Here is a 24,327-nt window from a genome sequence, read left to right as displayed (position 1 = left end):
GCCCCAGCCACGCCTGCCCCCACCCGAACCCCAGCCGATACGGACACCACGCCCGCACCCGCAGCCGTCCCCACCCAGCCCCCGGCGGACCGTTCCGCCACCCCCCGCGACACCGCCGCCTTCCACCTCGCCAACAGCGAAGCACTGTGGAACGGCCCTGGCGTCGCGCCCGGCCCCGTAGCCGCCGAAGCACACCCGAACACCCCACCCCGCCCCACCCAGCCCCCGGCCGGGGCCGCACCGCCGCCCCCCACCGGAACCCCGCTCTCCGGCCCGCCCCTGCCCCCGGCCCCGCCGTACCGCGCCAAGCCCTCCCGGCGCACCGCGCTCGCCGCCGCCGGACTCGTGCTCGGCCTGGGCCTCGTGGCGGGTGCCACCGCCGGCACCTGGCTCGCCGGCGACCCGGACGGCAGCCCCGCCGCCGAAGCGGTCTTCGCGCAGGGCCGCGAGGTCTGGCACAGCGCCCCCGTCGACACGCTCTTCCCCCGCACCCTGAACGGAGTGGGCACCGGCCCCGGCGGCGCCGACCGCACCTGGATCCGCGCCGCCGTCGCCCCCGACAGCGGCTGCGCGGGCGCCTTCGACCCGCTGCTGGCCAAGGCGCTTGCCCCGGTGGGCTGCCACCGCCTGGTGCGGGCCACCTACGTCGACGTCACCCGCACCAACCTCGTCACTGTCGGCGCTGTCGCCACCAAGGCCGACCGCACCGCCATGCAGGACCTGCGCCGCCGCTTCGCCAAGGAGCACCTGGACACTCGTACGGACCTGATGCCCCGCCCGTACGCCGCCAAGGGCACTCCCGCCGCCGCCTTCGGGCCCGCCCAGCGCGCCAGCTGGAGCATCCGTGTCCTCGACGACCTGCCCGTCGTCGTCTACGCCGTCTCCGGCTTCGCCGACGGCCGCACTGTCGACGACCCGCAGCCCGCCGCCGAAGCCACCCGCACCGGCGCCACCACCGCCCCCGCAGAGGCCGGACTGGGCCACGACGCCAAGGCCGTCACCGAACGCATCGAGCAGACCTTCCGCAAGCAGGCCGCCCAGGGAACCACGGAGGCGCAATGACCAGGAGGCCACTGCTGCGCGCCGCCGGCGTCGCCCTGTCCGCCGCCGCGCTGACCGTGCTTCCCGTCCTGCCCGCCCATGCCGACGGCATACGCACCCAGGAGTGGGCGCTGAACGCCCTGCACGCCGAGAAGGCCTGGGAGACGACCAAGGGCGACGGCATCACCGTCGCCGTACTGGACACCGGCGTCGACGCGGACCACCCCGACCTCCAAGGTCAGGTCCTGCCCGCCAACGACTTGGTCGGCTTCGGCGCGAGCCCCGGCGACAGCTCCTGGGCCGAGCACGGCACCGCCATGTCCGGCATCATCGCGGGCCACGGCCACGGCGCCGACCGGGCCGACGGCGTCGTCGGCGTCGCCCCCGAAGCCAAGATCCTCCCGGTCCGGGTCATCCTGGAGGACAGCGACCCGGAGCGGCAGCGCGCCCGCACCGAACGCGCCGGCGCCCTCGCCGACGGCATCCGCTGGGCCACGGACCACGGCGCCGACGTGATCAACCTGTCCCTCGGCGACGACAGCCGCTCCGCGCACCCCGAACCCCGCGAGGACGCCGCCATCCAGTACGCCCTGAGCAAGGGCGTCCCCGTCATCGCCTCGGCCGGCAACGGCGGCAAGGACGGCGACCACGTCTCCTACCCGGCCGCCTACCCCGGCGTGATCGCGGTGACCGCCGTCGACCAGTGGGGCTCCCGCGCCAACTTCTCCACCCGCCGCTGGTACGCCACGGTCTGCGCGCCCGGCGTCGGCGTCGTCATCGCCAACCCGGACCGCAAGTACTACGAGGGCTGGGGCACCAGCGCCGCGTCCGCCTTCGTCTCCGGCGCGGTGGCACTCGTCCGCTCCGCCCACCCGGACCTCAGCCCCGCCCAGATCAAGAAACTCCTCACCGACACCGCCCAGGACGCCCCCGAAGGCGGCCGCAACGACGAACTGGGCGCAGGCATGGTCGACCCGGCCGCCGCCGTGGAAGAGGCCGGAACCCTCAAGCCCACACCCCAAAAACCCGAAGCAGCCACCCATACCGAGCAGTACTTCGGCACCGGCCCCACCACCCCCCAGGCCACCGACAAGACCGGCTGGCTCCCGTGGACGGCGACGATCGCCGGCACAACCTTGATCGCGACCTCAGCCCTCTTCTGGCGCAAACGAACCTGACCAGCCACAACAGCACCGCACCGCCCCACCCACCGAACCGGCCCCAGCCAAATCGCCGCCGCACCCAGCCCCCCACCCCCGCCCGCACGAACCCTCCTCCCACCCTCCCCACGGAAGGGGGCGGGCCGGAGCGGCCTGCCGCGCAGGCCCGCCCCCGAACCTTGACAGCCCCGCGCAGCGGCCACAGCCCGCCGCAGGCGCGAACAACGCCGCACTCGAATGCGAACCGCCACCGCCAGTACGCGAAACCGCGCCCAAAGGGCGCCCCGCAGCGGCCAGAGCCCGCCGCAGGCGCGAACAACGCCGCACCGCACCGCCCCCGGCCAAATCGGCGCCGCACCGCCCCACCCACCGAACCGGTCCCAGCCAAATCGCCGCCGCACCCAGCCCCCCACCCCCGCCCGCACGAACCCCCCTCCCACCCTCCCCACGGAAGGGGGCGGGCCGGAGCGGCCTGCCGCGCAGGCCCGCCCCCGAACCTTGACAGCCCCGCGCAGCGGCCACCGCCCGCCGCAGGCGCAACGGCGCCGCACCCGAATGCGAACCGCCACCGCCAGTACGCAAAACCGCGCCCAAGGGGCGCCCCGCAGGCAACGGCGCCCCAGCAATCGATCGGGGACCACCCGGCCCGATCCCCGGGCCCAAAGGGCCCCCCGCTAGGCTCAAGAACGTGCTCAAGAACATCCCCACCTCGGACTTCTCCGACGACGACGGCACCGCCGACCCGGAACTCGCGGCCGCCCTGGCGGCCCACGCCCGGGACCAGGCCGCCGCCACTGAGGCCCGGCTCCTGCCCCTGCTGAGCCGAGCCCGGCTCCTCGTCCCGGTCGTAGCCGTTCTCGGCGAGGTGGAGACCGGCCCGGACGGCCTGAAGCGGGAGAAGACCAGCGACATGGCCGTGCCGACGCTGCAGGCCCCCGACGGCCGTCGCGCGCTGCCCGCCTTCACGTCCATGGAGACGCTGCACCGCTGGCGCCCGGACGCCCGCCCGGTGGCCGTACCGATGCGCCAGGCCCTGCTCGCCGCTGCCCACGAGAAGGCGGACACCGTCGTCATCGACCTGGCGGGCCCGGCGACGTACCAGCTCACCGGCGCCGCACTGCGCGCCGTCGCGGAGGGCCGGGAGAGCAGTGACCCGCGCGAGGACCCGGCCGTCACGGACGTGCTGCGCGCCCTGCTGGCCGCGGAGCCGGACGTGCTGGCCGCCCGTCTGGACCCGTCGGCGGAGGCCGACGCGACCCTGGCCCTCGGGCTCGCCCCGGAGGCCGCGCCCGCAGCCGTCGCGCAGCGGCTGGCCGAGGCGCTGGCAGCCGACGAGACCCTGCGCTCCCGGCTCGTACGCGGCCTCGACCTGGCCCTGCTGCCGCCCGGCACCGACACCACCGGAGCCTTCTTCACCCGCTGACGGCCCCGACCGCGGGTCTCCGGTCCCCGCCGACAGGCGGAACCCCGTGACCGGCCTCACAATGCGAAGAGAGAGCAAGATCCGCGTGAGGAGGCCCCATGGAGACGACAACGGAGACCCGCACGGTCGTATCCGAGTTCCTCGGGACGCTGCTCCTGGTGTTCTTCGCCGTCGGCTCCGCGGTGCTGGCCGGCGAGTACATCGGAACCTTCGGCATCGCCCTGGCATTCGGCTTCACCCTGTTGGCCCTGGCGTACGCGCTCGGCCCGATCTCCGGCAGCCACGTCAACCCGGCGGTGACGCTCGGCATGCTGCTGGCCCGGCGCATCACCCCCCGTACGGCGGTCGAGTACTGGATCGCCCAGCTGCTGGGCGGCATCGTCGGTGCCGCGCTGCTGTTCCTGGTCGCCAAGCAGGTGCCGGGCCTGAAGACCAGCGAGGCCTTCGGGTCCAACGGGTGGGGTGACCGCTCGGCCGTGCACATCAATCTCGGCGGCGCCTTCGTGGCCGAGATCGTGCTGACGTTCCTGCTGGTGTTCGTGGTGCTCGCGGTGACGCACCGGGTGGCGGTGGTCGGTTTCGACGGCCTGCCGATCGGCCTGGCGCTGGCGACCGTGCACCTGATCGGCATCCCGCTCACGGGGACGTCGGTGAACCCGGCCCGCAGCATCGGCCCGGCCCTGTTCGCGGGCGGCGGCGCGTTGTCGCAGCTGTGGCTGTTCATCGTGGCGCCCATGATCGGCGGGGCGCTGGCCGCGCTGGTGCAGCAGATCACCCACCCGCCGAACGAACCGAAACTCGTCGCGGACGAACGCTCCGCGGTCTGACCGGCGAGCGGCCCTCCACAGGAGTGCCCCACCCACCGGACGAGCCCCCTCCCGCACCCACAACCCCCGCACGAACGCAAAGGGCCGCCCCCGCCACACCGGGAGCGGCCCTTCCACCTGCCCTGCGTGCTATCCGTACACCGGCCCCGTGAACTTCTCCCCGGGCCCCTGCCCCGGCTCGTCCGGCACCAGCGACGCCTCGCGGAAGGCGAGCTGCAGCGACTTCAGCCCGTCCCGCAGCGGAGCGGCGTGGTACGAGCCGATCTCGGTCGCGCTGGCCGTGACCAGCCCGGCCAGCGCCTGGATGAGCTTGCGGGCCTCGTCCAGGTCCTTGTGGTCGGCGCCCTCCTCGGCCAGCCCGAGGTTGACCGCCGCCGAGGACATCAGGTGCACGGCCACCGTGGTGATCACCTCGACCGCCGGTACGTCCGCGATGTCGCGGGTCATGGCGTCGAAGTCCGGGTTCGCGGGGGCGGCGGGGCCGCCCGGTTCCGCCGGTCCGGGCTGCTGCGGGGTCTGGTCACTCATGGCTCGCGCTTCACTTCCTGCTCAGGGGTCTGCCCAACCTTAGGCCCCGCCCGCGCGCGGACCGGGCCCGCCCCCGCACCCGCCCCGTGCACGAGTGGGGCCCGGCCGTCCGCTCGTGTATTCTGGGAAACCGACCGGTCGAGCACTGATGTGCCCGACCCACAAGTGGAGGCTCCGATCTCCCACCCGAACCGACCTCACGGTCGGCGGGTCAACGGTCCGGCTGCGCCCCGCGATGACATCGCGGCGGTGCTCCTGATCCTTTGAGGAGCCCCGCCTGTGTCCCGTCCGGGGCGTTTTTCGCATTCCGGCGCGGTTGGTCACATCGAAACAGACGTTACGCGGCAGTCCGCCAGGCCGTCGCGTGGTGCTACCGAGGAGGATCCATCAGCGCCGAGCCCCGCATCAACGACCGGATTCGCGTCCCCGAGGTGCGACTCGTCGGTCCCAGTGGCGAGCAGGTCGGCATTGTGCCGCTTGCCAAGGCCCTGGAGCTTGCGCAGGAGTACGACCTCGACCTGGTCGAGGTGGCGGCGAACGCCCGTCCGCCGGTCTGCAAGCTCATGGACTACGGAAAGTTCAAGTACGAGTCGGCCATGAAGGCCCGTGAAGCGCGCAAGAACCAGGCGCACACGGTCATCAAGGAGATGAAGCTCCGGCCGAAGATCGACCCGCACGACTACGACACCAAAAAGGGTCACGTCGTCCGGTTCCTCAAGCAGGGTGACAAGGTCAAGATCACGATCATGTTCCGTGGTCGCGAGCAGTCCCGTCCCGAGCTGGGCTTCCGACTGCTGCAGCGGCTCGCGGAGGACGTTCAGGACCTGGGGTTCATCGAGTCGAACCCCAAGCAGGACGGCCGCAACATGATCATGGTCCTCGGTCCGCACAAGAAGAAGACCGAGGCGATGGCCGAGGCCCGCGAGGCGCAGGCTGCCCGTAAGGCGGAGCGCCAGGGTCTTGCTCACGAGAGCGAGCAGGACGTCGAGGAGCCCGCCGAGGAGCCCGCCGAGGCGTGATCCAGGGCGCGAGCCCCGGAGTACGCCGGGGTCCGCCCCGGTTGCCAACCGATACATCTGACGCCCCCGGGTGCCGGTCCCCGGACCGGTGGGGGCGCCATCCAAGAGGAGAGAACGGCGCATGCCGAAGAACAAGACGCACAGCGGTGCCAGCAAGCGCTTCAAGGTCACCGGCTCCGGCAAGGTGATGCGGGAGCGCGCCGGCAAGCGCCACCTGCTTGAGCACAAGTCGTCCCGCGTGACGCGTCGCCTCACCGGCAACGCCGAGATGGCCCCGGGCGACGCCGCGAAGATCAAGAAGCTTCTCGGCAAGTAAGTCCTGACCGCCCGCCCACGGCGCGGCACAGGACCCGGTCCGGGACCCATTCATTCGGGCCGTGTGACGAACACCCACGGCCCCGCTACAAGGAGTTAACAAGTGGCACGCGTCAAGCGGGCAGTCAACGCCCACAAGAAGCGCCGGGCGATCCTCGAGCAGGCCAGCGGCTACCGCGGCCAGCGTTCCCGCCTCTACCGCAAGGCGAAGGAGCAGGTCACCCACTCCCTCGTCTACAACTACAACGACCGCAAGAAGCGCAAGGGCGACTTCCGTCAGCTGTGGATCCAGCGCATCAACGCCGCTGCCCGCGCCAACGGCATGACCTACAACCGCTTCGTGCAGGGCCTGAAGGCCGCCAACATCGAGGTGGACCGCAAGATCCTGGCCGAGCTCGCGGTCAACGACTCCAACGCGTTCGCCGCGCTGGTCGAGGTGGCCCAGAAGGCGCTGCCGAGCGACGTCAACGCCCCGAAGGCCGCCTGAACCACGGCCTGAGGCACGTTTGTCACGGACCCGCAGGCCCCGGCCTGCGGGTCCGCCGCTTTCTGCACGCCCCCATCCACCCGAAGAAGTGAGCCGCCGCCCATGGGCACCCCCGAGTTGATCTCCCCGCGTTCCGCACGCGTCGCCGCCGCCCGGCGGCTGGCCCGCCGCAACTTCCGCGGCAAGGAGCGCCGGTTCATCGCCGAGGGCCCGCAGGCCGTACGGGAAGCCGTCGAGCACCGCTCCGGCGGCGGGCGCACGCTCGTCGAGCTGTTCGCCACCCCGGAGGCCGCCGAGCGGCACACCGAGATCGTCGCCGCGGTACGGGCGGCCGGCGTACCGGTCCACTTCGCCGACGACGCGACCATCGCCGACCTCTCCCAGACCGTCACCCCGCAGGGCCTGATCGGCGTCTGCCGGTTCCTGGACTCGCCCTTCGAGGAGATCCTGGCCGCCCGGCCGAAGCTGGTCGCGGTGCTCGCCAACGTACGCGACCCCGGCAACGCCGGTACGGTGCTGCGCTGCGCGGACGCCGCGGGCGCCGACGCGGTCGTGCTGACCGACGCCTCCGTGGACCTCTACAACCCCAAGTCCGTACGCGCCTCGGTCGGCTCGCTCTTCCACCTCCCGGTCGCCGTGGGCGTACCGGTCGAACAGGTGGTCGGCGGGCTGCGGGACGCCGGCGTACGCATCGTGGCGGCCGACGGCGCGGGCGCCGACGACCTGGACGCCGAGCTGGACGCGGGCACCATGAGCGGCCCCACGGCCTGGGTGTTCGGCAACGAGGCGTGGGGACTGCCCGAGGAGACCCGCGCACTGGCGGACGCCGTGGTGCGCGTCCCCATCCACGGCAAGGCCGAGAGCCTCAACCTGGCCACGGCCGCCGCCGTCTGCCTGTACGCCTCGGCCCGCGCCCAGCGCACCACCGGAGGGTGCCGGTCCGCCTCCCTCGGCTAGTAGGGTTGCGTGCCCGGGGAACCCGGAAGGGGGTAGCGGGGATGGGTACGAGGGCATCCGGTACGACAGTCGCCGCCGATCCCTGCCCGGACGGCGGTGCCGGGCTCTTAGGGGCCGAGGCCACCGGCACCGGGCTGCACCCCGACGACCTGCCCGACGGCCTGGTCGTCGCCGACGAGACCGGCCGCGTCGTCTGCTTCAACGCGGCCGCGGCCCGGATCACCGCCATCGACCCGCACGACGCGCTGGGCCGCCCGCTGGAGAAGGCGCTGCCGCTCCAGGACATCGAGGGCCGCCGCTGGTGGCAGCTGACCGATCCCTACGGGGGACTGGCGATCCGCAGCGGCCAGCCGGAGCGCAACCTGCTGCTCGGCGGCCGTGAGGTGCTGGTCTCCGCGCGCTACGTACGCAGCCACCCCACCGGCCCCGTCCGGCGGCTGGTCGTCGCGCTGCGCGGCACCGAGGCGCGGCGCCGTACCGAGCTGTCCCACGCCGAGCTGATCGCCACCGTCGCCCACGAGCTGCGCTCGCCGCTCACCTCGGTGAAGGGCTTCACCGCCACCCTGCTCCAGAAGTGGGAGCGCTTCACCGACGACCAGAAGCGCCTGATGCTGGAGACCGTGGACGCGGACGCCAACCGCGTCACCCGGCTCATCGCCGAGCTGCTGGACATCTCCCGTATCGACTCGGGCCGGCTGGAGGTGCGCCGCCAGCGGGTGGACATGGTCGCCGCCGTACGCCGGCACGTCCAGGCGCAGGCGACGGCGGGGCAGCTGCCCGACCGTTTCCTGATCCGGACGACCGGACCGCTGCCCGATCTGTGGGCAGACCCGGACAAGGTCGACCAGGTGCTGGGCAACCTGCTGGAAAACGCGGTGCGGCACGGCGCGGGAACCGTCACCATCGAGGTAGGAACGGCATCGAGCGCCTCCGGGGCGGAAGGGACGAGCGTCACCGTGAGCGACGAGGGCCCCGGCATTCCCGAGGAGTCGATGAGCCGCGTCTTCACCCGCTTCTGGCGGGGCAGCAAGCGCGGTGGCACCGGCCTGGGTCTCTACATCGTCAAGGGCATCGTCGAGGCCCACGGCGGCACCGTCACGGTCGGCCGCGCGCCCGCCGGCGGCGCCCTGTTCCGATTTATCCTGCCCGTCGGGACCCCGGCCTTCATGGCCTGAGCGGCGCCCGGCGGGCCCACCCCCGTCGGGGCTCGGATGAGGCGCGGCCGCCCTGCCCCGTAGACTGCACCTTTGGCACCTTTGGCACTGCACACGTCGGGGGCAAGCCGCGCGCCAAGCCCATCGGAAGCACGGGAAGAGATGTCCGCACCCAATAAGTCGTACGACCCTGTCGAGGTCGAGGCCCTGAAACCGGAAGAGATCGCCCGCATGCGGGACGAGGCGCTCGCCGCCATCGCCGCCGCCGGTGACCTCCAGGCGCTCCACGAGGTGAAGGTCGCGCAGACCGGCGGCACCTCGCCGCTGGCGCTGGCCAACCGCGAGATCGGCGCGCTGCCGCCGCAGGCCAAGGCCGAGGCCGGCAAGCGCGTCGGCCAGGCCCGCGGCCAGGTGAGCCAGGCGCTCAAGAAGCGCCAGGAAGAGCTGGAGGCGGAGCGCGACGCCCGGGTGCTGGTCGAGGAGGCGGTGGACGTCACACTGCCGTACGACCGCGCCCAGGCCGGTGCCCGGCACCCGCTCACCACCCTCTCCGAGCGGATCGAGGACGTCTTCGTGGCCATGGGCTACGAGGTCGCCGAGGGCCCCGAGGTCGAGTCGGAGTGGCTGAACTTCGACGCCCTGAACCTCTCGCCGGACCACCCGGCCCGCACGACGCACGACACGTTCTTCGTCGAGAACGCCGCGACCGGGACCGACCAGTCCGGTGTGGTGCTGCGCACCCACACCTCGCCCGTGCAGATCCGGTCGATGCTCGACCGCGAGCCGCCGCTGTACGTGATCTGCCCCGGCCGCGTCTACCGCACCGACGAGCTGGACGCCACCCACACCCCGGTGTTCTCCCAGGTCGAGCTGCTCGCCATCGACGAGGGCCTGACCATGGCGGACCTCAAGGGAACCCTGGACCACATGGTCAGGGCGCTCTTCGGCGAGGGCATGCAGACCCGGCTGCGGCCGAACTACTTCCCGTTCACCGAGCCGTCCGCCGAGATGGACATGGTCTGCTACGTCTGCCGCGGCGCCTCCGTCGGCGACCCGGAGCGCCCGTGCCGCACCTGCTCCAGCGAGGGCTGGATCGAGCTGGGCGGCTGCGGCATGGTCAACCCGCGGGTGCTGGTGGCCTGCGGCGTCGACCCGGAGAAGTACAGCGGATTCGCCTTCGGGTTCGGCATCGAACGGATGCTGATGTTCCGCCACAACGTCGAGGACATGCGAGACATGGTCGAGGGTGACGTCCGGTTCACCCGGCCTTTCGGGATGGAGATCTGATGCGGGTCCCGCTTTCTTGGCTGCGGGAGTACGTCGACCTGCCGGACGGCGAGTCCGGCCGGGACGTACAGGCCAAACTCGTCGCCACCGGTCTGGAGGTCGAGACCGTCGAGCAGCTGGGCGCCGGTCTGGAAGGCCCCCTGGTCGTCGGCAAGGTGCTGACCATCGAGGAGCTGGAGGGCTTCAAGAAGCCGATCCGCTTCTGCACGGTCGACGTCGGCCAGGCCAACGGCACCGGTGAGCCGCAGGAGATCGTCTGCGGCGCCCGCAACTTCGCGGTCGGCGACAAGGTCGTCGTGGTGCTCCCCGGCGCCACCCTGCCCGGCGACTTCAAGATCGCCGCGCGAAAGACGTACGGCAAGGTCTCGCACGGCATGATCTGCTCGGGCGACGAGCTGGGCATGGGCGACGACGGGAGCGGCGGCATCATCGTGCTGCCGCCGGAGTACGAGCCCGGCACCGACGCCATCGAGCTGCTCCAGCTCGTCGACGAGGTCCTGGACATCGCCGTCACCGCCAACCGCGGCGACTGCCTGTCCATGCGCGGCATCGCCCGCGAGGCCGCCATCGCCTACGGCCTGCCGCTGCGCGACCCCGCGCTGCTGGACGTGCCGCCGCCGAACTCCTTCGGCTACCCGGTCAAGGTCGCCGACCCGATGGGCTGCGACCGCTTCACGGCCCGTACGGTCGTCGGGCTGGACCCGGAGGCGCGCTCCCCGATCTGGCTGCGGCGCCGCCTCCAGAAGGCCGGCATGCGCCCGATCTCGCTGGCCGTGGACGTCACCAACTACGTGATGCTGGAGCTCGGCCAGCCGCTGCACGCCTACGACCGCTCCCGCGTGGACGGCACCATCGGCGTGCGCCGCGCGGAGCCCGGCGAGAAGCTGACGACCCTGGACGGCACGAAGCGCGTCCTGGACGCCGGTGACCTCGTCATCACCGACAACCGCGGCCCCATCGGCCTCGCGGGCGTGATGGGCGGTGCCAACACCGAGATCGCGGACGCGGTGGCCGACCCGGAGACCGGTCTGGTCAACGGCACCACCGAGGTCGTGGTCGAGGCCGCGCACTTCGACGCGGTCTCCATCGCCCGCACGGCCCGCCGTCACCGGCTGACCTCCGAGGCGTCCAAGCGCTTCGAGCGCGGCGTGGACCCGCAGGCCGCGTCCGCCGCGGCGCAGCGCACCGTCGACCTGCTGGTGCTGCTCGCGGGCGGCACCGCCGAGGCCGGCGTCACCGAGGTCGTCTCGCCCAGCGGGCCGCGCACGATCACCGTGCGCGCGGACCACCCGGACCGCGTCGCGGGCGTCACGTACGGCCGTGAGACCGTCGTACGCCGCCTCCAGCAGGTCGGCTGCGATGTGTACGGCCAGGACGAGCTGGTCGTGACGGTGCCGTCCTGGCGGCCCGACCTGACCGACCCCAACGACCTCGCCGAAGAGGTCATCCGCTTGGAGGGTTACGAGAACCTGCCCTCCACGCTGCCCAGGCCGCCCGCCGGGCGGGGCCTGACCGAGCGTCAGCGGCTGCACCGCCGGGTCGGCCGCGCGCTGGCCGGCGCCGGTTACGTCGAGGCGCTGAACTACCCGTTCATCGGCGAGACGGTGCTCGACCAGCTCGGCATCGAGGACGACGACCCGCGCCGCCGGACCGTGCGGCTGGTCAACCCGCTCTCGGACGAGGAGCCGCTGCTCCGTACGACGCTGCTCCCCGGCCTGCTCGGCGCGCTGCGCCGCAACGACGGCCGCGGCTCGCACGACCTCGCGCTCTTCGAGACCGGCCTGGTCTTCCGGCCGACCGGCGACGAGAAGCCGTCCGTACGGCTGCCCGTCGACCGCCGGCCGACCGACGAGGAGATCGCCGCGCTGGACGCCGCGCTGCCCGAGCAGCCGCGCCACGTCGCGGCGGTGTTCGCCGGTGCCCGCGAGCAGGACGGCTGGTGGGGCAAGGGCCGCCCGGCGACCTGGGCGGACGCCGTCGAGGCGGGCCGCACCGTGGCACGCGAGGCGGGCGTCGAGCTGATCGTGCGCCAGGACCAGCACGCGCCCTTCCACCCGGGCCGCTGCGCGGCGCTGCTCGCGCTGATCGACGGCGAGGAGGTGCTCGTCGGCAACGCCGGTGAGCTGCACCCGCGCGTCACCAAGGCGCTGGGCCTGCCGGAGCGCACCGGTGCGATGGAGATCGACCTGGACCGCGTGGAGCGGGCGGGAGCGGGTGCCGTCCAGGCCCCGCGGATCTCCACCTTCCCGGTCGCCACCCAGGACGTCGCGCTGATCGTGGACGCGTCGGTCCCGGCGGCGGAGGTCGAGACGGCGCTCCGTTCCGGCGCGGGCGAGCTGCTCGAATCGCTGCGGCTGTTCGACGTGTTCACCGGCGAGCAGGTGGGCGAGGGCAAGAAGTCCCTGGCCTACGCGCTGCGCTTCCGGGCACCCGACCGCACGCTGACCGCCGACGAGGCGTCCGCCGCCCGTGACGCGGCGGTCGCGGCAGCGGTCGAGCGGACGGGCGCGGTGCTGCGCGGCGCCTGAGCCACACGCGATCCCGGCGGGGCCCGGCGACGAACCCGAGGTTCGTCGCCGGGCCCCGGTGCGTGCTGGCGGCCGGTGCGTGGTGGCGACCGGTGGTGTCGTGGCGGCCGGTGCGTCGTGGAGACGGTGTGTCGTGGCGACCGGTGTGCCGACCTTCATCCGATCGGGTGAGATCAGAGCGCAACGTATCCGTTTGAGCACACGCGGTCGCAAGAATCGTCAGCGGACGATGCGGCTTGCTCAGACAGCGGGTCTGCCGCGGGACCGGGCCGACCGCCTCGATGGTTGCTGGGGGGAAGCATCGGCATGATCCGATCCTGGGCGCGGCGGAGTGCCGCGCGGCCGCGGGCCGCGCGGGCCCGGCGGGCCTTCGTTCTCGTGCTGCCCGGCCTGTGGGTGCTCGGCGTGGTGGTCTGGGAGCTGTGCACCCCCGCCGAAGGCCAGTTCCTCCAACTCCTCGCCGCGGCCCCTGCCATAGCCTGCGCCGGCACCGGCCGGCGTCAGTGCGTCGTGCTCGGCGGTCTGTGCGCCCTGCTCGCGCTGCTGCCCCTCGGGACGGTCTCCTCCGGGGCGCACCCCCTCACCCGGGTCGGCACCTGCTGCGCCGTCCTCGTGGTCGTCGCCGCCAGCTACCTGACCGCCGGCCGGCGCCTGCGCCTGCTGCGGGAGCTGGAGCGTACGAAGGAGGTGGCCACCGTGGCGCAGCAGGTGCTGCTGCGCCCGCCGCCCTCACGGGTGGACGGCATCGTGGTCGCCGCCGACCACCTGGCGGCGGGCGAGGCCGCGACGGTCGGCGGCGATCTGTACGACGTCGTGGCGACCCGGCACGGCGTACGGGTCGTCATCGGCGACGTGCGCGGCCACGGCCTCGGCGCCCTGGGCACGGTCGCCGCGGTGCTCGGCAGCTTCCGTGAGGCCGTGCACGACGAGCCGGAACTGGGCAGCGTGCTCCGCCGCCTGGAGCGCGCGCTGCACCGGCACCTGCGGGAGCGGGCGCGCGCGGAGCACCCGTCGGCAGGCGGCGGGGAGCCGGAGAACCCGCTGTCCGAGGAGTTCGTGACGCTGCTGCTGGTGGAGATCGCCCGGGACGGCGCCGTACGGACCCTCAACTGCGGGCACCCCTGGCCGTACCGCCTCAGCCGCAGCGGCGCGCTGCCGGACGCGCCCGGCGAACCGATGCCGCCGCTCGGCCTCTTCCCGCTGCCCGCCGAACTGCCGGTGACCGACTGCCCGCCACTGCTGCCCGGCCAGGCGATCTTCCTGCACACCGACGGGGCCATGGACGCGCGGGACGCCGACGGCACGTTCTTCCCGCTGCCGCAGGCGCTCGACGAGAGCGTCCGGTCGGTCCGGGACTGCCGCGCCTCCGCGGTCGTCGAAGGCGTACGGGCCGCGCTGCTGCGCCATTGCGGCGGGCGGCTCTCCGACGACGTGGCGCTGCTGGTGCTGTGCAACGACCGCCTGCGGGTACCCGCCGGGGCGGACCCGGCAGCCCTGGCACGCGGGCGCGTCCGGGCGGGCCGGGCGGAGTGAAGCAGGGCGCGGCCGGTTCACACCCCGTGCGAAGCCCGCTTGATTACGCTGATCTCAAGGGGTGTTGAGTCGACAAGTCTACGAGCGGTCGTCCCGGCCGGGGGAGGGCGGGGCGGCCTCGTCAGGAGGGCACCATGGAGCCCAACAGCCTGCTCGACGCGATTCTCGACGAGGCAGGCATATCGCACGCCGGGCTGGCGCTGCACGTCAACCAGCTCGGCCGGCAGCGCGGACTCGCGCTGCGCTACGAACACACGGCCGTGGCCCGGTGGCTGAAGGGCCAGCGGCCGCGGGGCCAGGTGCCCGACCTCATCTGCGAGGTGCTCAGCGAGCGGCTGCACCGCGCGGTGGGGCTCGACGACATCGGACTGAGCCGGCCGGGGGTGCGCCGCGCCCCGGACACGCCGCTCTCCGGCTTCGTGGAACGGGCCACCGCGCTGTGGCGTTCCGACGAGCAGCAGCGCCCCCATGTGCTGTCCGCCCCCGCCCTCACCGGTACCTCGGCGGTCATCCCCGTCTGGGAGTGGGAGAACCCGCCCGAGGACTCCGACGTGTCCCGGACCGGCCTGACCAGGGTCTCCATGGCGGACATCGAAATGCTCCGCGCGGCGCGTACGCACTACGAGCAGATGTACCGGAAGGCGGGTGGTATCGCGACGAGAACGCGGATCGTGGGATTCCTCAACACCGAGGCGGCGCCGCTGCTGCGCGGCAGCTACACCGACGCGACGGGCCGTCAGCTCCACCGGGCCACCGGCGGGCTGGTGGCCGTCGCGGGAATCTGTGCGTACGACTCGGACGCCCTCGGGCTGGCCCAGCGCTACTTCCATCAGGCGCTGCGGCTGGCCAAGGCGAGCGGGGACCGGGGGCTCGGCGCGTACGTCATCGCGCTGCTGGTCAACCAGTCCCTGTTCGTACGGGAGTACCGTCAGGCGGTCGCCTTCGCGGAGGCCGCCCTGCGGGCGGCGGGGCCGCAGATCACCCCGGCACTCGCGGCGGACCTCTACGCGATGCAGGCCAAGGCGTACGCGCGCCTGGGGGACGGCGCGAGCGCGCTCTCCTGCATCCGGCGTGCGGAGGCGGCGGCCGAGCGCATCCGCCCTGGTCAGGAACCCGACGAAACGGATTACGTCCAGCCGGGCCTGGTGAACGTCCAAGTGGCGGAGGCGCTGCTGAGCCTGGGGGACCTGCGGGCCGCCCGGGCCCATGCGGACGCCGCCGTCGACACCCCCGCGCACGACCGGGGCCGGGTCCACCGGCTGGCCATGCTCACCCATATCGAGCTGCGCCAAGGGGACGCGGACCAGGCTGTGGCCAACGCCGCGCAGATGACCGAACAGGCGCGGGGAATGGAGTCGCAGCGGTTACGGGACCGGCTGCGGGCGGTGCGCGAGCACCTGGCCGAAACCGGAGGGTCCGCCACCGACCGGGCTGCCGATCTGATCGACGAGGCGCTGCGCGTTCCACTGTGAGGCCGGCCCGTGTCACCTTGCCTGCTCAACGGCGGAAGGTGGCACATACGTGCGATGGAAGAATCTCAGTGAGCAGACCGTGTACGAGAACCGCTGGTTCCGGGTCAACCTCGCCGATGTCGAACTCCCCGACGGCCGCCATCTGGATCACTTCCTGATCCGGCTGCGGCCCGTCGCCGTGGCCACAGTGGTCAACGAGGCCAACGAGGTGCTGCTGCTGTGGCGGCACCGCTTCATCACCGACACCTGGGGATGGGAACTCGCCGCAGGCGTGGTCGAGGACGGCGAGGACATCGCCGCCGCGGCCGCCCGGGAGATGGAGGAGGAGACCGGGTGGCGCCCCGGCCCCCTCGAACACCTCCTCTCCGTGGAGCCGTCCAACGGCCTCACGGACGCCCGGCACCACATCTTCTGGTCCGACCAGGGCGCGTACGTGGGCCATCCCGAGGACGACTTCGAGTCCGACAAACGGGAGTGGGTCCCCCTGAAACTGGTACCCGACATGATCGCGCGAGGGGAGGTGCCGGCCGCCAACATGGCGGCCGCTCTGCTGCTGCTGCATCACATCCGGCTGGGGTGACCCGGGCCGCGGCGCGTTCGGCGCGCCGCCGGCCCGCCGGCCTCAGCGCCCCATCGCCTGCCATACGGCGATCGCCAGCGCCGCGAGCCCCGTGAGTGCGGCGATGGAGGGCAGCGGCCAGCGGCCGTGCTCCAACCGCGTGACGCGGGCCTGCATGTCGCCCGCGTCACGCTCGTTCTGTTCGGAGCGCTGCGCGAGCAGCGCCAGTTGGCCGTCGACACGTGCCGTCCGCACATCGAGGCAGCGTCTCAACTCCGCCATGTCGGTGGCAACCAGGTCGGGTTCGGGGTGGGCGGTCACGGTCCGCTCCTCATTCCTCTCTCGGGCGGGACTTCGTTGTCCATACGCGCACCAGTCAACTGCCTCGGCACGTACGGGGGGAGCGTGTGCGGGGCGAATATGCGGGTCTGCCGCGCACACCCCGTGCGAAGTCACCCGCCGTGACGGCCGCCGGGGGAGTGCCCGTTTCACACGGGGTGCGAACCCCGCACCCGAAGAGGCCGCCTTCACACGCTCCCGGTCACGGCCCACAAGGCCGACGCTGGTTTCAACGGGGGCCGCTGCCGGTGGACGGGCGCCCATCGGCCGGTTGTCCGCCCGCCGTCTTTCCCCCGAGCGGCGGGCGGACCACGACGGGGGGCGTCACTCAGGGAATCGGGGACGGCGGGCGGCACGGACGGTCGCGGGCTTCGCACCGGCGACGCGGAGAAGGGCGGGACCGGGGCACCGGTCCCGCCCTTACTTCTGGGTGCGGGGTGCGCCGTGGCGCACGATCTCCGTACTGGATCAGTACGGAGCAATGCGGATTGGTACGGATCGGTACGGATCGGGACGTGTCACGTACGAGCCGCGTACCGGATCAGTACCGGATCAGTACGAGTAGAACCCCGACCCGGTCTTGCGGCCGAGGCGGCCCGCGTCGACCATGCGCGCCAGCAGCGGGGGAGCGGCGTAGAGGGCTTCCTTGTACTCCTCGTACATCGAGGTGGCGACCGAGGCGACCGTGTCCAGGCCGATCAGGTCGGAGAGCTTGAGCGGGCCCATCGGGTGGGCGCAGCCCATCTCCATGCCGTTGTCGATGTCCTCGCGGCTGGCGATACCGGACTCGAACATCCGGATCGCGGAGAGCAGGTACGGGATCAGCAGCGCGTTCACGACGAAGCCGGAGCGGTCCTGGGCGCGGATGGCGTGCTTGCCCAGCACGTTCTGGACCAGCGCCTCCGCCCGCTTGATCGTTTCCTCGCCTGTGGTCAGCGCGGGGATCAGCTCGACCAGCTTCTGCACCGGCGCCGGGTTGAAGAAGTGGATGCCGATGACCTGGTCCGGGCGGGAGGTCGCGACGGCCAGCTTCACCAGCGGGATGGAGGAGGTGTTGGAGGCCAGGATCGCGTCCGGGCGGGTGATCACCTGGTCGAGGACCTGGAAGATCTCCGTCTTGACCTGCTCGTTCTCCACGACCGCCTCGATGACGAGGTCGCGGTCGGCGAACTCACCGAGGTCGGTGGTGAAGCTGAGCCGGTCCAGCGTCGCGTCGCGCTCGGCGACGGTGATCTTGCCGCGCTCGGCTGCCTTGCCGAGGGAGTTGGTCAGCCGCGTACGGCCCAGCTCCAGCGCCTCGCCGGTGGTCTCAGCGACCATCACGTCCAGGCCGGAGCGGGCGCACACCTCGGCGATACCGGCGCCCATCTGGCCGCAGCCCACCACTCCGACGCGTTCGATGTCGGTCACATCGTGCCTTTCGCTGATCTCGGGGTCCGGCGGGGCGCGCGGGACCGTCCGTACCTGCGGCAAGGGACCCCGGCGTCCGCCTCGGCCCCGACGTTACTCCGCGGAATGCTGTGCGGCGGGGGCAGGGGCGGGCATTCTGGTGTCCTGAGACGGACGTTCCGGACACTTTGGGGGCGCGGCATGAGACGGATCACACGCAGAGCGTTCGCGGTCGCGGCTCTCTCGGCGGCCGCCGCGGCACCGGCGCCGGGGAGCGCGGCGGCCCGCGGCCGTGGTGCGGACGCCGGCCGGCCGGAGTTCCGCGGCATGTGGCTGGCCACGGTCGCCAACCGGGACTGGCCCTCCAAGGCGGGCCTGCCCGCCGCCTCGCAGCAGGCCGAACTGCGCGCGTACCTGGACGCGGCGGTGGCACGCCGCCTGAACACGGTGGTCTTCCAGGTGCGGCCGACGGCGGACGCGCTCTGGCCGTCCCCGTACGAGCCCTGGTCGGAGTACCTGACCGGCGTCCAGGGCCGGGACCCCGGCTGGGACCCGCTCGGCTTCGCCGTGCGCGAGGCCCACCGGCGCGGCCTGGAGCTGCACGCCTGGTTCAACCCGTACCGCATCGCCAACCACACCGACCCGTCGCGGCTGGTGCCGACCCATCCGGCGCGGCTGCGTCCGGACTGGGCCGTGCCGTACGGCGGCAAGCTGTACTACAACCCGGGGCTGCCCGAGGTCCGCGCCTTCGTGCAGGACGCGATCCTCGACGCGGTGGAGCGCTACGACATCGACGGCGTCCACTTCGACGACTACTTCTACCCGTACCCGGTGGCGGGCCAGACCTTCGACGACGACGCCGCGTACGAGGAGTACGGCGGGGACTTCGCGACCCGGGCGGACTGGCGGCGCGACAACATCGACCTGCTGGTGCGCGAGACCGCGGAGCGGGTGCGGGACGCGCGGTCGCCGGACGGCGGCCGGTGGCCCGGCCGGAGCGGCCGAGGACGGTGGCGCAGGCCGCGCCGTACGCACCACCGGCCCGTACGGTTCGGTATCAGCCCCTTCGCCATATGGCGCAACCAGGCCACCGATCCGGCCGGTTCGGACACCCGCGCGGGTGTGCAGACCTATGACGACCTCTACGCCGACACCCGCAAGTGGGTGCGCGAGGAGTGGATCGACTACATCGTGCCGCAGGTCTACTGGAACATCGGCTTCCCCGCCGCCGACTACGCCAAGCTCCTGCCCTGGTGGTCGGAGACGGTCACCGGCACCCGCGTGCAGCTGTGCGTCGGCGAGGCGCTGTACAAGGCGGGCGCGCCGGGCCAGCCGCCCGCCTGGCAGGATCCCGCCGAACTCTCCCGCCACCTCACGCTGGCCCGCGGCTACCCGCAGGTGCGCGGCCACATCTTCTTCTCCGCGAAAGAGGTGGCCGAGGACCGCACCGGCGCGATGGCGCGGGTCGTCGCCGACCACTACCACGGTCCGGTGCGGCCCCCGCGCCCCGCGTCGTGAGCGGCGGCCGGCCTCCTACTCCTGGGCGTCGGCCGTGAAGTGCCGTACGACGGTGTCCGGGCCGGGCGACATCAGCGTCTCGTGGCCGTCCTCGAAACGCACCCGGTACGGCGGGGTGCCGTCCGCCCCCAGGACTTCGATGATCTCGGCGGTCCGGTCGTGCTGCCCCACGATCCTGCCGTGCACCAGCAGCCGGTCTCCCACACTCGCTCTCATCGGCTACGGCCTCCTCGTCAGTCGGTCGGAGGGTGACTGTTGCGTGGCCGTCAGTCTACGGCCGGGCTCCGCCGATGCACCCGCGGAACGCGCCACCCGCGCGGGTCCGGTCCGGACTTTTGCCGCATCCGCCGGTCAGGCGGCCGAGCGCTGGGTGACCGTGATGCACAGGAGGACGGCGACGGCGGCGATCGGGGCGGCCAGCGGCAGCTGTTCGCCGAGCAGCAGCACCGACCAGACCAGCGTCAGCAGCGGCTGGGCGAGCTGGAGCTGACTGGCCTTGGACACGCCGATGGCCGCCATGCCGCGGTACCAGACCACCAGGCCGAGGAACTGCGAGCCGAGGGCCAGCCACAGCAGGCCGGCCACCGCGTGCGCCGTCAGGTGCGGCGGTTCGGCGAGCAGGGCCAGGGCGGCACCGGGGAGGGTGATCGGCAGGGCCAGCAGCAGCGCCCAGCCGGTCACCTGCCAGCCGGGCAGGTGGCGGGCGAGCCGGCCGCCCTCGGTGTAGCCCGCCGCGCACACCAGGAGCGCCGCGAAGAGGTAGAGGTCGCCGGTGCTCAGCGTGCCGCCGCTCTGCTGCACGGCGAAGCCGATGACGACGACCGCGCCGGCCAGCGCCGCGGCCCAGAAGGTGCGCGACGGGCGGGCGCCGGTCCGTACGGCCGAGAACGCGGCGGTGGTCAGCGGCAGCAGACCGACGACGACCGCGGCGTGCGAGGTGGTGGAGGTCTCCAGCGCGAGGGTCGTCAGCAGCGGGAAGCCGAGGACGACACCGGCCGCCACGACGGCCAGGCCGGCCCAGTGGCGGCGCTCCGGCAGCCGGACGCGGAAGACGGCCATGCAGCATCCGGCGACGGCGGCGGCGAGCACGCTGCGCAAGGTCACGACCGTCCAGGCGCCCATGCCCTCCAAGGCCCAGGCGGTGGCCGGGAAGGTGAGGGAGAAGGAGGCGACACCGAGGGCGGCGAGCAGGGTGCCGCGGGCGGCGGCGCGGGGCGCGGGGGCGTGCGTCATGGGAGCCGGGTGCGGGGGCGCGCCAGCCGGGGCCACGCCGACCAGGGTGGCGGCTTCGGCGGCCGGGCCGACGGCCTCGGTGGCGGCGGGGCGGGCTCCGGCGGCCGGGGGGACGGCTCCGGCGGACCCGGCGCCCGGGGCGTTGACCGCTATCGCGCTGCCCGGAGTAGCGCTATCGTGATCTCTCATGCACGAGCGTAGCAGCGTCGCTGAACTGGCCGCCATCCTCCGGGACGGCATCAACCGCTACTCTCCCGGTGAGAAGCTGCCGTCCAGCCGCGCCCTGGTCGAACGGCACCGGGTGAGCCCGGTGACGGTCTCCCGCGCCCTGGCCGAGCTGACGGCCGAGGGGCTGGTGGTCACCCGCCCCGGCGCCGGCGCCTTCCGCGCCGAGGCCCGGCCGCGGGCCCGCCCGGTGGACACCTCCTGGCAGGAGATCGCACTGAGCGCGGAGGCCGCCGACGACCACGCGCCCCGTGGCGTGGACGCCTCCGGCGTGCTGGCCACCCTGGCCGCGCCCGCCCCCGGCGTCATCGAGCTGAACGGCGGCTACCTGCACCCCGGCCTCCAGCCGGAACGCGCGCTCGCCGCCGCGCTCGCCCGGGCCGGGCGGCGCCCCGGCGCCTGGGGCCGCCCGCCCATGGAAGGCGTCACCGAACTGCGGGCCTGGTTCGCGCGCGAGATCGGCGGCCCCGGCGGCACGCTCGCCGAATCGGACGTCCTGGTGACGGCGGGCGGACAGAGCGCGCTGACCGCGGCGCTGCGCGCGCTGGCCCCGCCCGGCGCGCCGGTGCTCGTCGAGTCACCGACGTACCCGGGCATGCTGGCCGCCGCCCGCGCCTCCGGGCTGCGGCCCGTCCCCGTACCGATGGACGCGGACGGGGTGCGCACCGACCTGCTGGCCGAGGCCTTCCGCGCCAGCGGGGCCCGGCTCTTCGTCTGCCAGCCGCTCTTCCAGAACCCGACCGGGACCGTGCTGGCCGCCGGACGCCGGGCCGAGGTGCTGCGGATCGCCCGCGCGGCCGGCGCGTTCGTGGTCGAGGACGACTTCGCGCGCCGCCTCGTCCACGAGGACGCGCCGCCGCTGCCGCCCACACTGATCGCCGACGACCCGGACGGCACGGTCGTCCACGTCTGCTCGCTGACCAAGGCCACCTCGCCGAGCCTGCGCGTGGGCGCGCTCGCCGCGCACGGACCCGTCCTCGACCGGCTGCGCGCCATCCAGGTCGTGGACAGCTTCTTCGTGCCCAGACCGCTCCAGGAGGCGGCTCTGGAACTGGTCGGTTCCCCGGCCTGGAGCCGCCATCTGCGCGCCATATCGGGGCAGTTGGCGGTGCGTCGGGACGTCCTGGCCGCGGCACTCCGGAAGCATTTCGGCGGTACGGAGCCGAGTGGGCCGGGCCCGGGCGTGCAGGTGGTCCCGCCGGGCGGTTACCACTTCTGGCTGCGCCTGCCCGACGGTACGGACGAGGCGGCCCTGGCCGGCGCGGCACTGCGCGCGGGTGTCGCGGTCGCGCCCGGCCGCCCGTACTTCGCCGCCGAGCCCCCGGCCCCGCATCTGCGCCTGACGTTCGCCTCGGCCGCCGGGACCGCCGAACTGGCCGAGGGGGCCCGGCGGTTGCGCACGGCGTACGAGGAAGTGGCGGGGGACGAGTGAGCCTCCTGGGCGTGCGGTGAGGCGCGGGGCGACGGGTAAAACGTTCGACTCGGGGCGGCTCCTCTGCGAGCCTCCGTCCATGAACGACAGCATCCCCGACGCTCCGGGCGAGCGCGCTCCCGCGGCCGTGTCCGACGGCATTCCGGCCGGTTACGAGGTCTCCACCGACGCGGACCGGCTGGACCTGGCCCTGATCCACCACTGGCTCTCCACGGACGCCTACTGGGCGCTCGGCCGCCCGCGCGAGCGTCAGGACCGCGCGGTGGCGGGGTCGCTCAACTTCGGCCTCTACGAGAACGGAGCGGCGGACGGCGCTCCCGGCCGGGGCCGGCAGGTCGGCTACGCCCGCGTCGTCACCGACCGCACCACCTTCGCCTGGCTCTGCGACGTCTACATCGCCCCCGCCGCCCGCGGCAAGGGCCTCGGCACCGCCCTCGTCACCCACATCCGCGACCACCTGACGCCGTACGGCCTGAGCCGCATCCTGCTGGCGACGGGCGACGCCCACGACGTGTACGCGCGGGTGGGATTCGAGCCGCTGTCCGAGCCGGGCAAGTGGATGGCGCTCGGCCTCCAGTAGCGGTGCCGGGGCCCGGCTCAGTGCCCCAGCACCTCCCGCAGTTCCGGCTGGAGCAGGTCGGCGTGGGCGCGTACGAGGTCGTCGCACAGGTCCCAGATCCGCTCGACGGGCAGCGCGGCCGCGGTGGCCGGGTCGGCCATCGCCGCGTGCCTGATGTGGCGCGGATCGCCGTCCACCGCGGCCCGTACGACCAGTTCGTTGGCGCTGACACAGGCCCGGTTCAGGGCCGCGCACTGCGGGGGCAGGGCGCCGACCCGGGTGGGCTGCACACCCAGCGAGTCCACCAGGCACGGCACCTCCACCACGGCGGTGCCGGGCAGGTTGTCGATCAGGCCCTGGTTGGGGACGTTGCCGTAGACCGTGCGCGGGGTGCCGGAAACGATGCTGTGGATGATCTGCGGGGCGTACTCCATCGTGCCCTCCACCGGCAGTGGTGCCCCGGCGGCGAGCGCGTCCCGGGTCCGCTCGTACTCCGCGGCGTTCTCCTTGATGATGTCCAGGTACGTGCCGATCGGCAGCCGCAGCCGCTCCACCTCGCTGTCGTGGTGGAGGTACCAGGGCACGTACTCGGAGGAGTGCTCGCTGGTCTCGGTCGGGTAGTGGCCGAGCCTGCGGTACATGTCCACGCGCACCCGGCGCAGCAGTTGCGGGTCCTTGGCGATCACGTCGTCGAGCAGCGGGTACAGGTCCTGCCCGTGCCGTTCGAAGCGCAGCACCCACGCCTGGTGGTTGACGCCCGCGGCCAGGTAGGAGACCTCCTCGTACGGGACGCCCAGCAGCTCGGCGAGGTCGTGCACGGTCCAGTACACCGAGTGGCACAGGCCGACGACGCGGCGCAGCGGCGTGGCCTGGGTCAGGTACATCACGTTCATCGCCATGGGGTTGGTGTAGTTCAGCAGCCATGCGTCCGGGCAGAGTCCGGCCATGTCCTCGGCGAGGGCACGCAGCAGCGGGAAGGTCCGCAGGGCGCGGAAGATGCCGCCGACGCCGAGGGTGTCGCCGATGGTCTGGCGCAGCCCGTAGCGGGCGGGGATGCGGAAGTCCAGGCGGGTGGCCTCGTCCATGCCCACCTGGACGGTGTTGATGACGAAGTCCGCGCCTTCGAGCGCCGCCCGGCGGTCGAGGTGCGCGGTGACGACCGGCTCGGCGCCGCGGGCGGCGGCGATGTGGTGGGCCGCGCCTTCGGCGGTGGCGAGGCGTTCCGGGTCGATGTCGTGCAGGGCGACGTGGACGCGCCGCAGTTCGGGGAAGGCGAGCAGGTCGGCGAGGAGCCCCTGGGTGAAGACGACGCTGCCGGCGCCGATGAAGGCGATTTTTATGG

General features: G+C 73.2%; 23 protein-coding genes. 17 read left to right on the top strand and 6 right to left on the bottom strand.

Annotation, left to right across the window (positions count from 1 at the left end):
• The 4 genes from JXZ78_RS30340 to JXZ78_RS30325 all read left to right on the top strand — a co-directional run.
• Nucleotides 1-1,062 (top strand): hypothetical protein (locus JXZ78_RS30340; RefSeq protein WP_308281067.1); only part of this gene is annotated, 1,062 nt, incomplete at its 5' end.
• Nucleotides 1,059-2,219 carry a type VII secretion-associated serine protease mycosin gene (mycP, locus tag JXZ78_RS30335; RefSeq protein ID WP_030018074.1) on the top strand — a complete coding sequence of 387 codons (1,161 nt, stop codon included), beginning with the start codon at nucleotides 1,059-1,061 and terminating at the stop codon, nucleotides 2,217-2,219. The genes JXZ78_RS30340 and mycP, both read left to right, overlap by 4 nt.
• A 670-nt stretch (nucleotides 2,220-2,889) precedes the next feature.
• Nucleotides 2,890-3,624, top strand: a complete 735-nt coding sequence (locus JXZ78_RS30330) for an SseB family protein (RefSeq protein ID WP_030017696.1) — start codon at nucleotides 2,890-2,892, stop codon at nucleotides 3,622-3,624.
• A gap of 98 nt (nucleotides 3,625-3,722) precedes the next feature.
• Entirely contained in the window at nucleotides 3,723-4,451 is a 729-nt protein-coding gene (locus JXZ78_RS30325) for an MIP family channel protein (RefSeq protein ID WP_030017695.1), read from the top strand.
• A 129-nt stretch (nucleotides 4,452-4,580) separates the two neighbouring features.
• On the opposite strand, the gene JXZ78_RS30320 is transcribed toward JXZ78_RS30325, so the two are convergent.
• On the bottom strand, nucleotides 4,581-4,979 hold the full coding sequence (locus tag JXZ78_RS30320) for a DUF1844 domain-containing protein (RefSeq protein ID WP_030017693.1): 399 nt from the start codon (nucleotides 4,977-4,979) through the stop codon (nucleotides 4,581-4,583).
• A 386-nt stretch (nucleotides 4,980-5,365) separates the two neighbouring features.
• Here JXZ78_RS30320 and infC point away from each other — a divergent pair, with 386 nt between their 5' ends.
• From infC to JXZ78_RS30270, 10 genes are all read left to right on the top strand, one after another.
• Nucleotides 5,366-5,998, top strand: coding sequence for a translation initiation factor IF-3 (gene infC, locus JXZ78_RS30315; RefSeq protein WP_078623950.1), 633 nt, complete (start codon nucleotides 5,366-5,368; stop codon nucleotides 5,996-5,998).
• 121 nt (nucleotides 5,999-6,119) lie between these two features.
• Nucleotides 6,120-6,314 carry a 50S ribosomal protein L35 gene (gene rpmI / locus JXZ78_RS30310; protein WP_030017691.1) on the top strand — a complete coding sequence of 65 codons (195 nt, stop codon included), beginning with the start codon at nucleotides 6,120-6,122 and terminating at the stop codon, nucleotides 6,312-6,314.
• Between the two features lie 102 nt (nucleotides 6,315-6,416).
• The gene (gene rplT / locus JXZ78_RS30305; protein WP_030017690.1) at nucleotides 6,417-6,800 is read left to right on the top strand and encodes a 50S ribosomal protein L20; all 384 of its coding nucleotides are present in this window, start codon (nucleotides 6,417-6,419) and stop codon (nucleotides 6,798-6,800) included.
• A 102-nt stretch (nucleotides 6,801-6,902) separates the two neighbouring features.
• Entirely contained in the window at nucleotides 6,903-7,757 is an 855-nt protein-coding gene (locus JXZ78_RS30300) for a TrmH family RNA methyltransferase (protein WP_030017689.1), read from the top strand.
• Nucleotides 7,758-7,798: 41 nt separating this feature from the next.
• Nucleotides 7,799-8,932, top strand: coding sequence for a sensor histidine kinase (locus JXZ78_RS30295; protein WP_030017688.1), 1,134 nt, complete (start codon nucleotides 7,799-7,801; stop codon nucleotides 8,930-8,932).
• Nucleotides 8,933-9,073: 141 nt separating this feature from the next.
• Nucleotides 9,074-10,198, top strand: coding sequence for a phenylalanine--tRNA ligase subunit alpha (gene pheS, locus JXZ78_RS30290; RefSeq protein WP_030017687.1), 1,125 nt, complete (start codon nucleotides 9,074-9,076; stop codon nucleotides 10,196-10,198).
• Nucleotides 10,198-12,726, top strand: a complete 2,529-nt coding sequence (pheT, locus tag JXZ78_RS30285; protein ID WP_030017686.1) for a phenylalanine--tRNA ligase subunit beta — start codon at nucleotides 10,198-10,200, stop codon at nucleotides 12,724-12,726. The genes pheS and pheT overlap by 1 nt, the downstream gene beginning before the upstream one ends.
• A gap of 306 nt (nucleotides 12,727-13,032) precedes the next feature.
• Entirely contained in the window at nucleotides 13,033-14,259 is a 1,227-nt protein-coding gene (locus JXZ78_RS30280; protein ID WP_030017685.1) for a PP2C family protein-serine/threonine phosphatase, read from the top strand.
• 134 nt (nucleotides 14,260-14,393) lie between these two features.
• Entirely contained in the window at nucleotides 14,394-15,731 is a 1,338-nt protein-coding gene (locus JXZ78_RS30275; RefSeq protein WP_030017684.1) for an NsdA family TPR-like regulatory protein, read from the top strand.
• Between the two features lie 49 nt (nucleotides 15,732-15,780).
• Entirely contained in the window at nucleotides 15,781-16,311 is a 531-nt protein-coding gene (locus JXZ78_RS30270; protein WP_030017683.1) for an NUDIX domain-containing protein, read from the top strand.
• A 42-nt stretch (nucleotides 16,312-16,353) separates the two neighbouring features.
• Here JXZ78_RS30270 and JXZ78_RS30265 read toward each other — a convergent pair whose 3' ends face one another.
• Entirely contained in the window at nucleotides 16,354-16,611 is a 258-nt protein-coding gene (locus tag JXZ78_RS30265; protein WP_030017682.1) for a hypothetical protein, read from the bottom strand.
• 570 nt (nucleotides 16,612-17,181) lie between these two features.
• Nucleotides 17,182-18,039, bottom strand: coding sequence for a 3-hydroxybutyryl-CoA dehydrogenase (locus JXZ78_RS30260; RefSeq protein ID WP_030017681.1), 858 nt, complete (start codon nucleotides 18,037-18,039; stop codon nucleotides 17,182-17,184).
• 180 nt (nucleotides 18,040-18,219) lie between these two features.
• On the opposite strand from JXZ78_RS30260, the gene JXZ78_RS30255 reads away from it, so the two are divergent.
• The gene (locus JXZ78_RS30255; protein WP_030017680.1) at nucleotides 18,220-19,536 is read left to right on the top strand and encodes a glycoside hydrolase family 10-like protein; all 1,317 of its coding nucleotides are present in this window, start codon (nucleotides 18,220-18,222) and stop codon (nucleotides 19,534-19,536) included.
• A 15-nt stretch (nucleotides 19,537-19,551) separates the two neighbouring features.
• On the opposite strand, the gene JXZ78_RS30250 is transcribed toward JXZ78_RS30255, so the two are convergent.
• Nucleotides 19,552-19,752, bottom strand: a complete 201-nt coding sequence (locus JXZ78_RS30250) for a DUF1918 domain-containing protein (protein ID WP_030017679.1) — start codon at nucleotides 19,750-19,752, stop codon at nucleotides 19,552-19,554.
• Between the two features lie 135 nt (nucleotides 19,753-19,887).
• On the bottom strand, nucleotides 19,888-20,958 hold the full coding sequence (locus JXZ78_RS30245; RefSeq protein WP_030017678.1) for a DMT family transporter: 1,071 nt from the start codon (nucleotides 20,956-20,958) through the stop codon (nucleotides 19,888-19,890).
• On the opposite strand from JXZ78_RS30245, the gene JXZ78_RS30240 reads away from it, so the two are divergent.
• Both JXZ78_RS30240 and JXZ78_RS30235 read left to right on the top strand, forming a co-directional pair.
• Nucleotides 20,957-22,426: an aminotransferase-like domain-containing protein gene (locus tag JXZ78_RS30240; protein ID WP_030017677.1), complete on the top strand. Its 1,470-nt coding sequence runs from the start codon at nucleotides 20,957-20,959 to the stop codon at nucleotides 22,424-22,426. The genes JXZ78_RS30245 and JXZ78_RS30240 overlap by 2 nt on opposite strands.
• 79 nt (nucleotides 22,427-22,505) lie before the next feature.
• The gene (locus JXZ78_RS30235; protein WP_078623948.1) at nucleotides 22,506-23,006 is read left to right on the top strand and encodes a GNAT family N-acetyltransferase; all 501 of its coding nucleotides are present in this window, start codon (nucleotides 22,506-22,508) and stop codon (nucleotides 23,004-23,006) included.
• Between the two features lie 17 nt (nucleotides 23,007-23,023).
• On the opposite strand, the gene JXZ78_RS30230 is transcribed toward JXZ78_RS30235, so the two are convergent.
• Nucleotides 23,024-24,325, bottom strand: coding sequence for an alpha-glucosidase/alpha-galactosidase (locus JXZ78_RS30230; protein ID WP_033037047.1), 1,302 nt, complete (start codon nucleotides 24,323-24,325; stop codon nucleotides 23,024-23,026).
• Nucleotides 24,326-24,327 lie beyond the last annotated feature (2 nt).

It is taken from the genome of Streptomyces monomycini (assembly GCF_022271435.1).
Taxonomy (GTDB): Bacteria; Actinomycetota; Actinomycetes; order Streptomycetales; family Streptomycetaceae; genus Streptomyces; species Streptomyces monomycini.
Note: the sequence above shows the minus strand (reverse complement) of the source record. Positions and strands in the feature narration are given on the sequence as shown.

Excerpts from the sequence above, each read along its gene's own strand:
- mycP (WP_030018074.1), top strand. The coding sequence starts at position 1,059 with ATGACCAGGAGGCCACTGCTGCGCGCCGCCGGCGTCGCCCTGTCCGCC.
- JXZ78_RS30325 (WP_030017695.1), top strand. The coding sequence starts at position 3,723 with ATGGAGACGACAACGGAGACCCGCACGGTCGTATCCGAGTTCCTCGGG.
- JXZ78_RS30320 (WP_030017693.1), bottom strand. The coding sequence starts at position 4,979 with ATGAGTGACCAGACCCCGCAGCAGCCCGGACCGGCGGAACCGGGCGGC.
- rpmI (WP_030017691.1), top strand. The coding sequence starts at position 6,120 with ATGCCGAAGAACAAGACGCACAGCGGTGCCAGCAAGCGCTTCAAGGTC.
- JXZ78_RS30300 (WP_030017689.1), top strand. The coding sequence starts at position 6,903 with ATGGGCACCCCCGAGTTGATCTCCCCGCGTTCCGCACGCGTCGCCGCC.
- JXZ78_RS30295 (WP_030017688.1), top strand. The coding sequence starts at position 7,799 with ATGGGTACGAGGGCATCCGGTACGACAGTCGCCGCCGATCCCTGCCCG.
- pheS (WP_030017687.1), top strand. The coding sequence starts at position 9,074 with ATGTCCGCACCCAATAAGTCGTACGACCCTGTCGAGGTCGAGGCCCTG.
- pheT (WP_030017686.1), top strand. The coding sequence starts at position 10,198 with ATGCGGGTCCCGCTTTCTTGGCTGCGGGAGTACGTCGACCTGCCGGAC.
- JXZ78_RS30280 (WP_030017685.1), top strand. The coding sequence starts at position 13,033 with ATGATCCGATCCTGGGCGCGGCGGAGTGCCGCGCGGCCGCGGGCCGCG.
- JXZ78_RS30275 (WP_030017684.1), top strand. The coding sequence starts at position 14,394 with ATGGAGCCCAACAGCCTGCTCGACGCGATTCTCGACGAGGCAGGCATA.
- JXZ78_RS30255 (WP_030017680.1), top strand. The coding sequence starts at position 18,220 with ATGAGACGGATCACACGCAGAGCGTTCGCGGTCGCGGCTCTCTCGGCG.
- JXZ78_RS30250 (WP_030017679.1), bottom strand. The coding sequence starts at position 19,752 with ATGAGAGCGAGTGTGGGAGACCGGCTGCTGGTGCACGGCAGGATCGTG.
- JXZ78_RS30240 (WP_030017677.1), top strand. The coding sequence starts at position 20,957 with ATGCACGAGCGTAGCAGCGTCGCTGAACTGGCCGCCATCCTCCGGGAC.
- JXZ78_RS30245 (WP_030017678.1), bottom strand. The coding sequence starts at position 20,958 with ATGAGAGATCACGATAGCGCTACTCCGGGCAGCGCGATAGCGGTCAAC.
- JXZ78_RS30235 (WP_078623948.1), top strand. The coding sequence starts at position 22,506 with ATGAACGACAGCATCCCCGACGCTCCGGGCGAGCGCGCTCCCGCGGCC.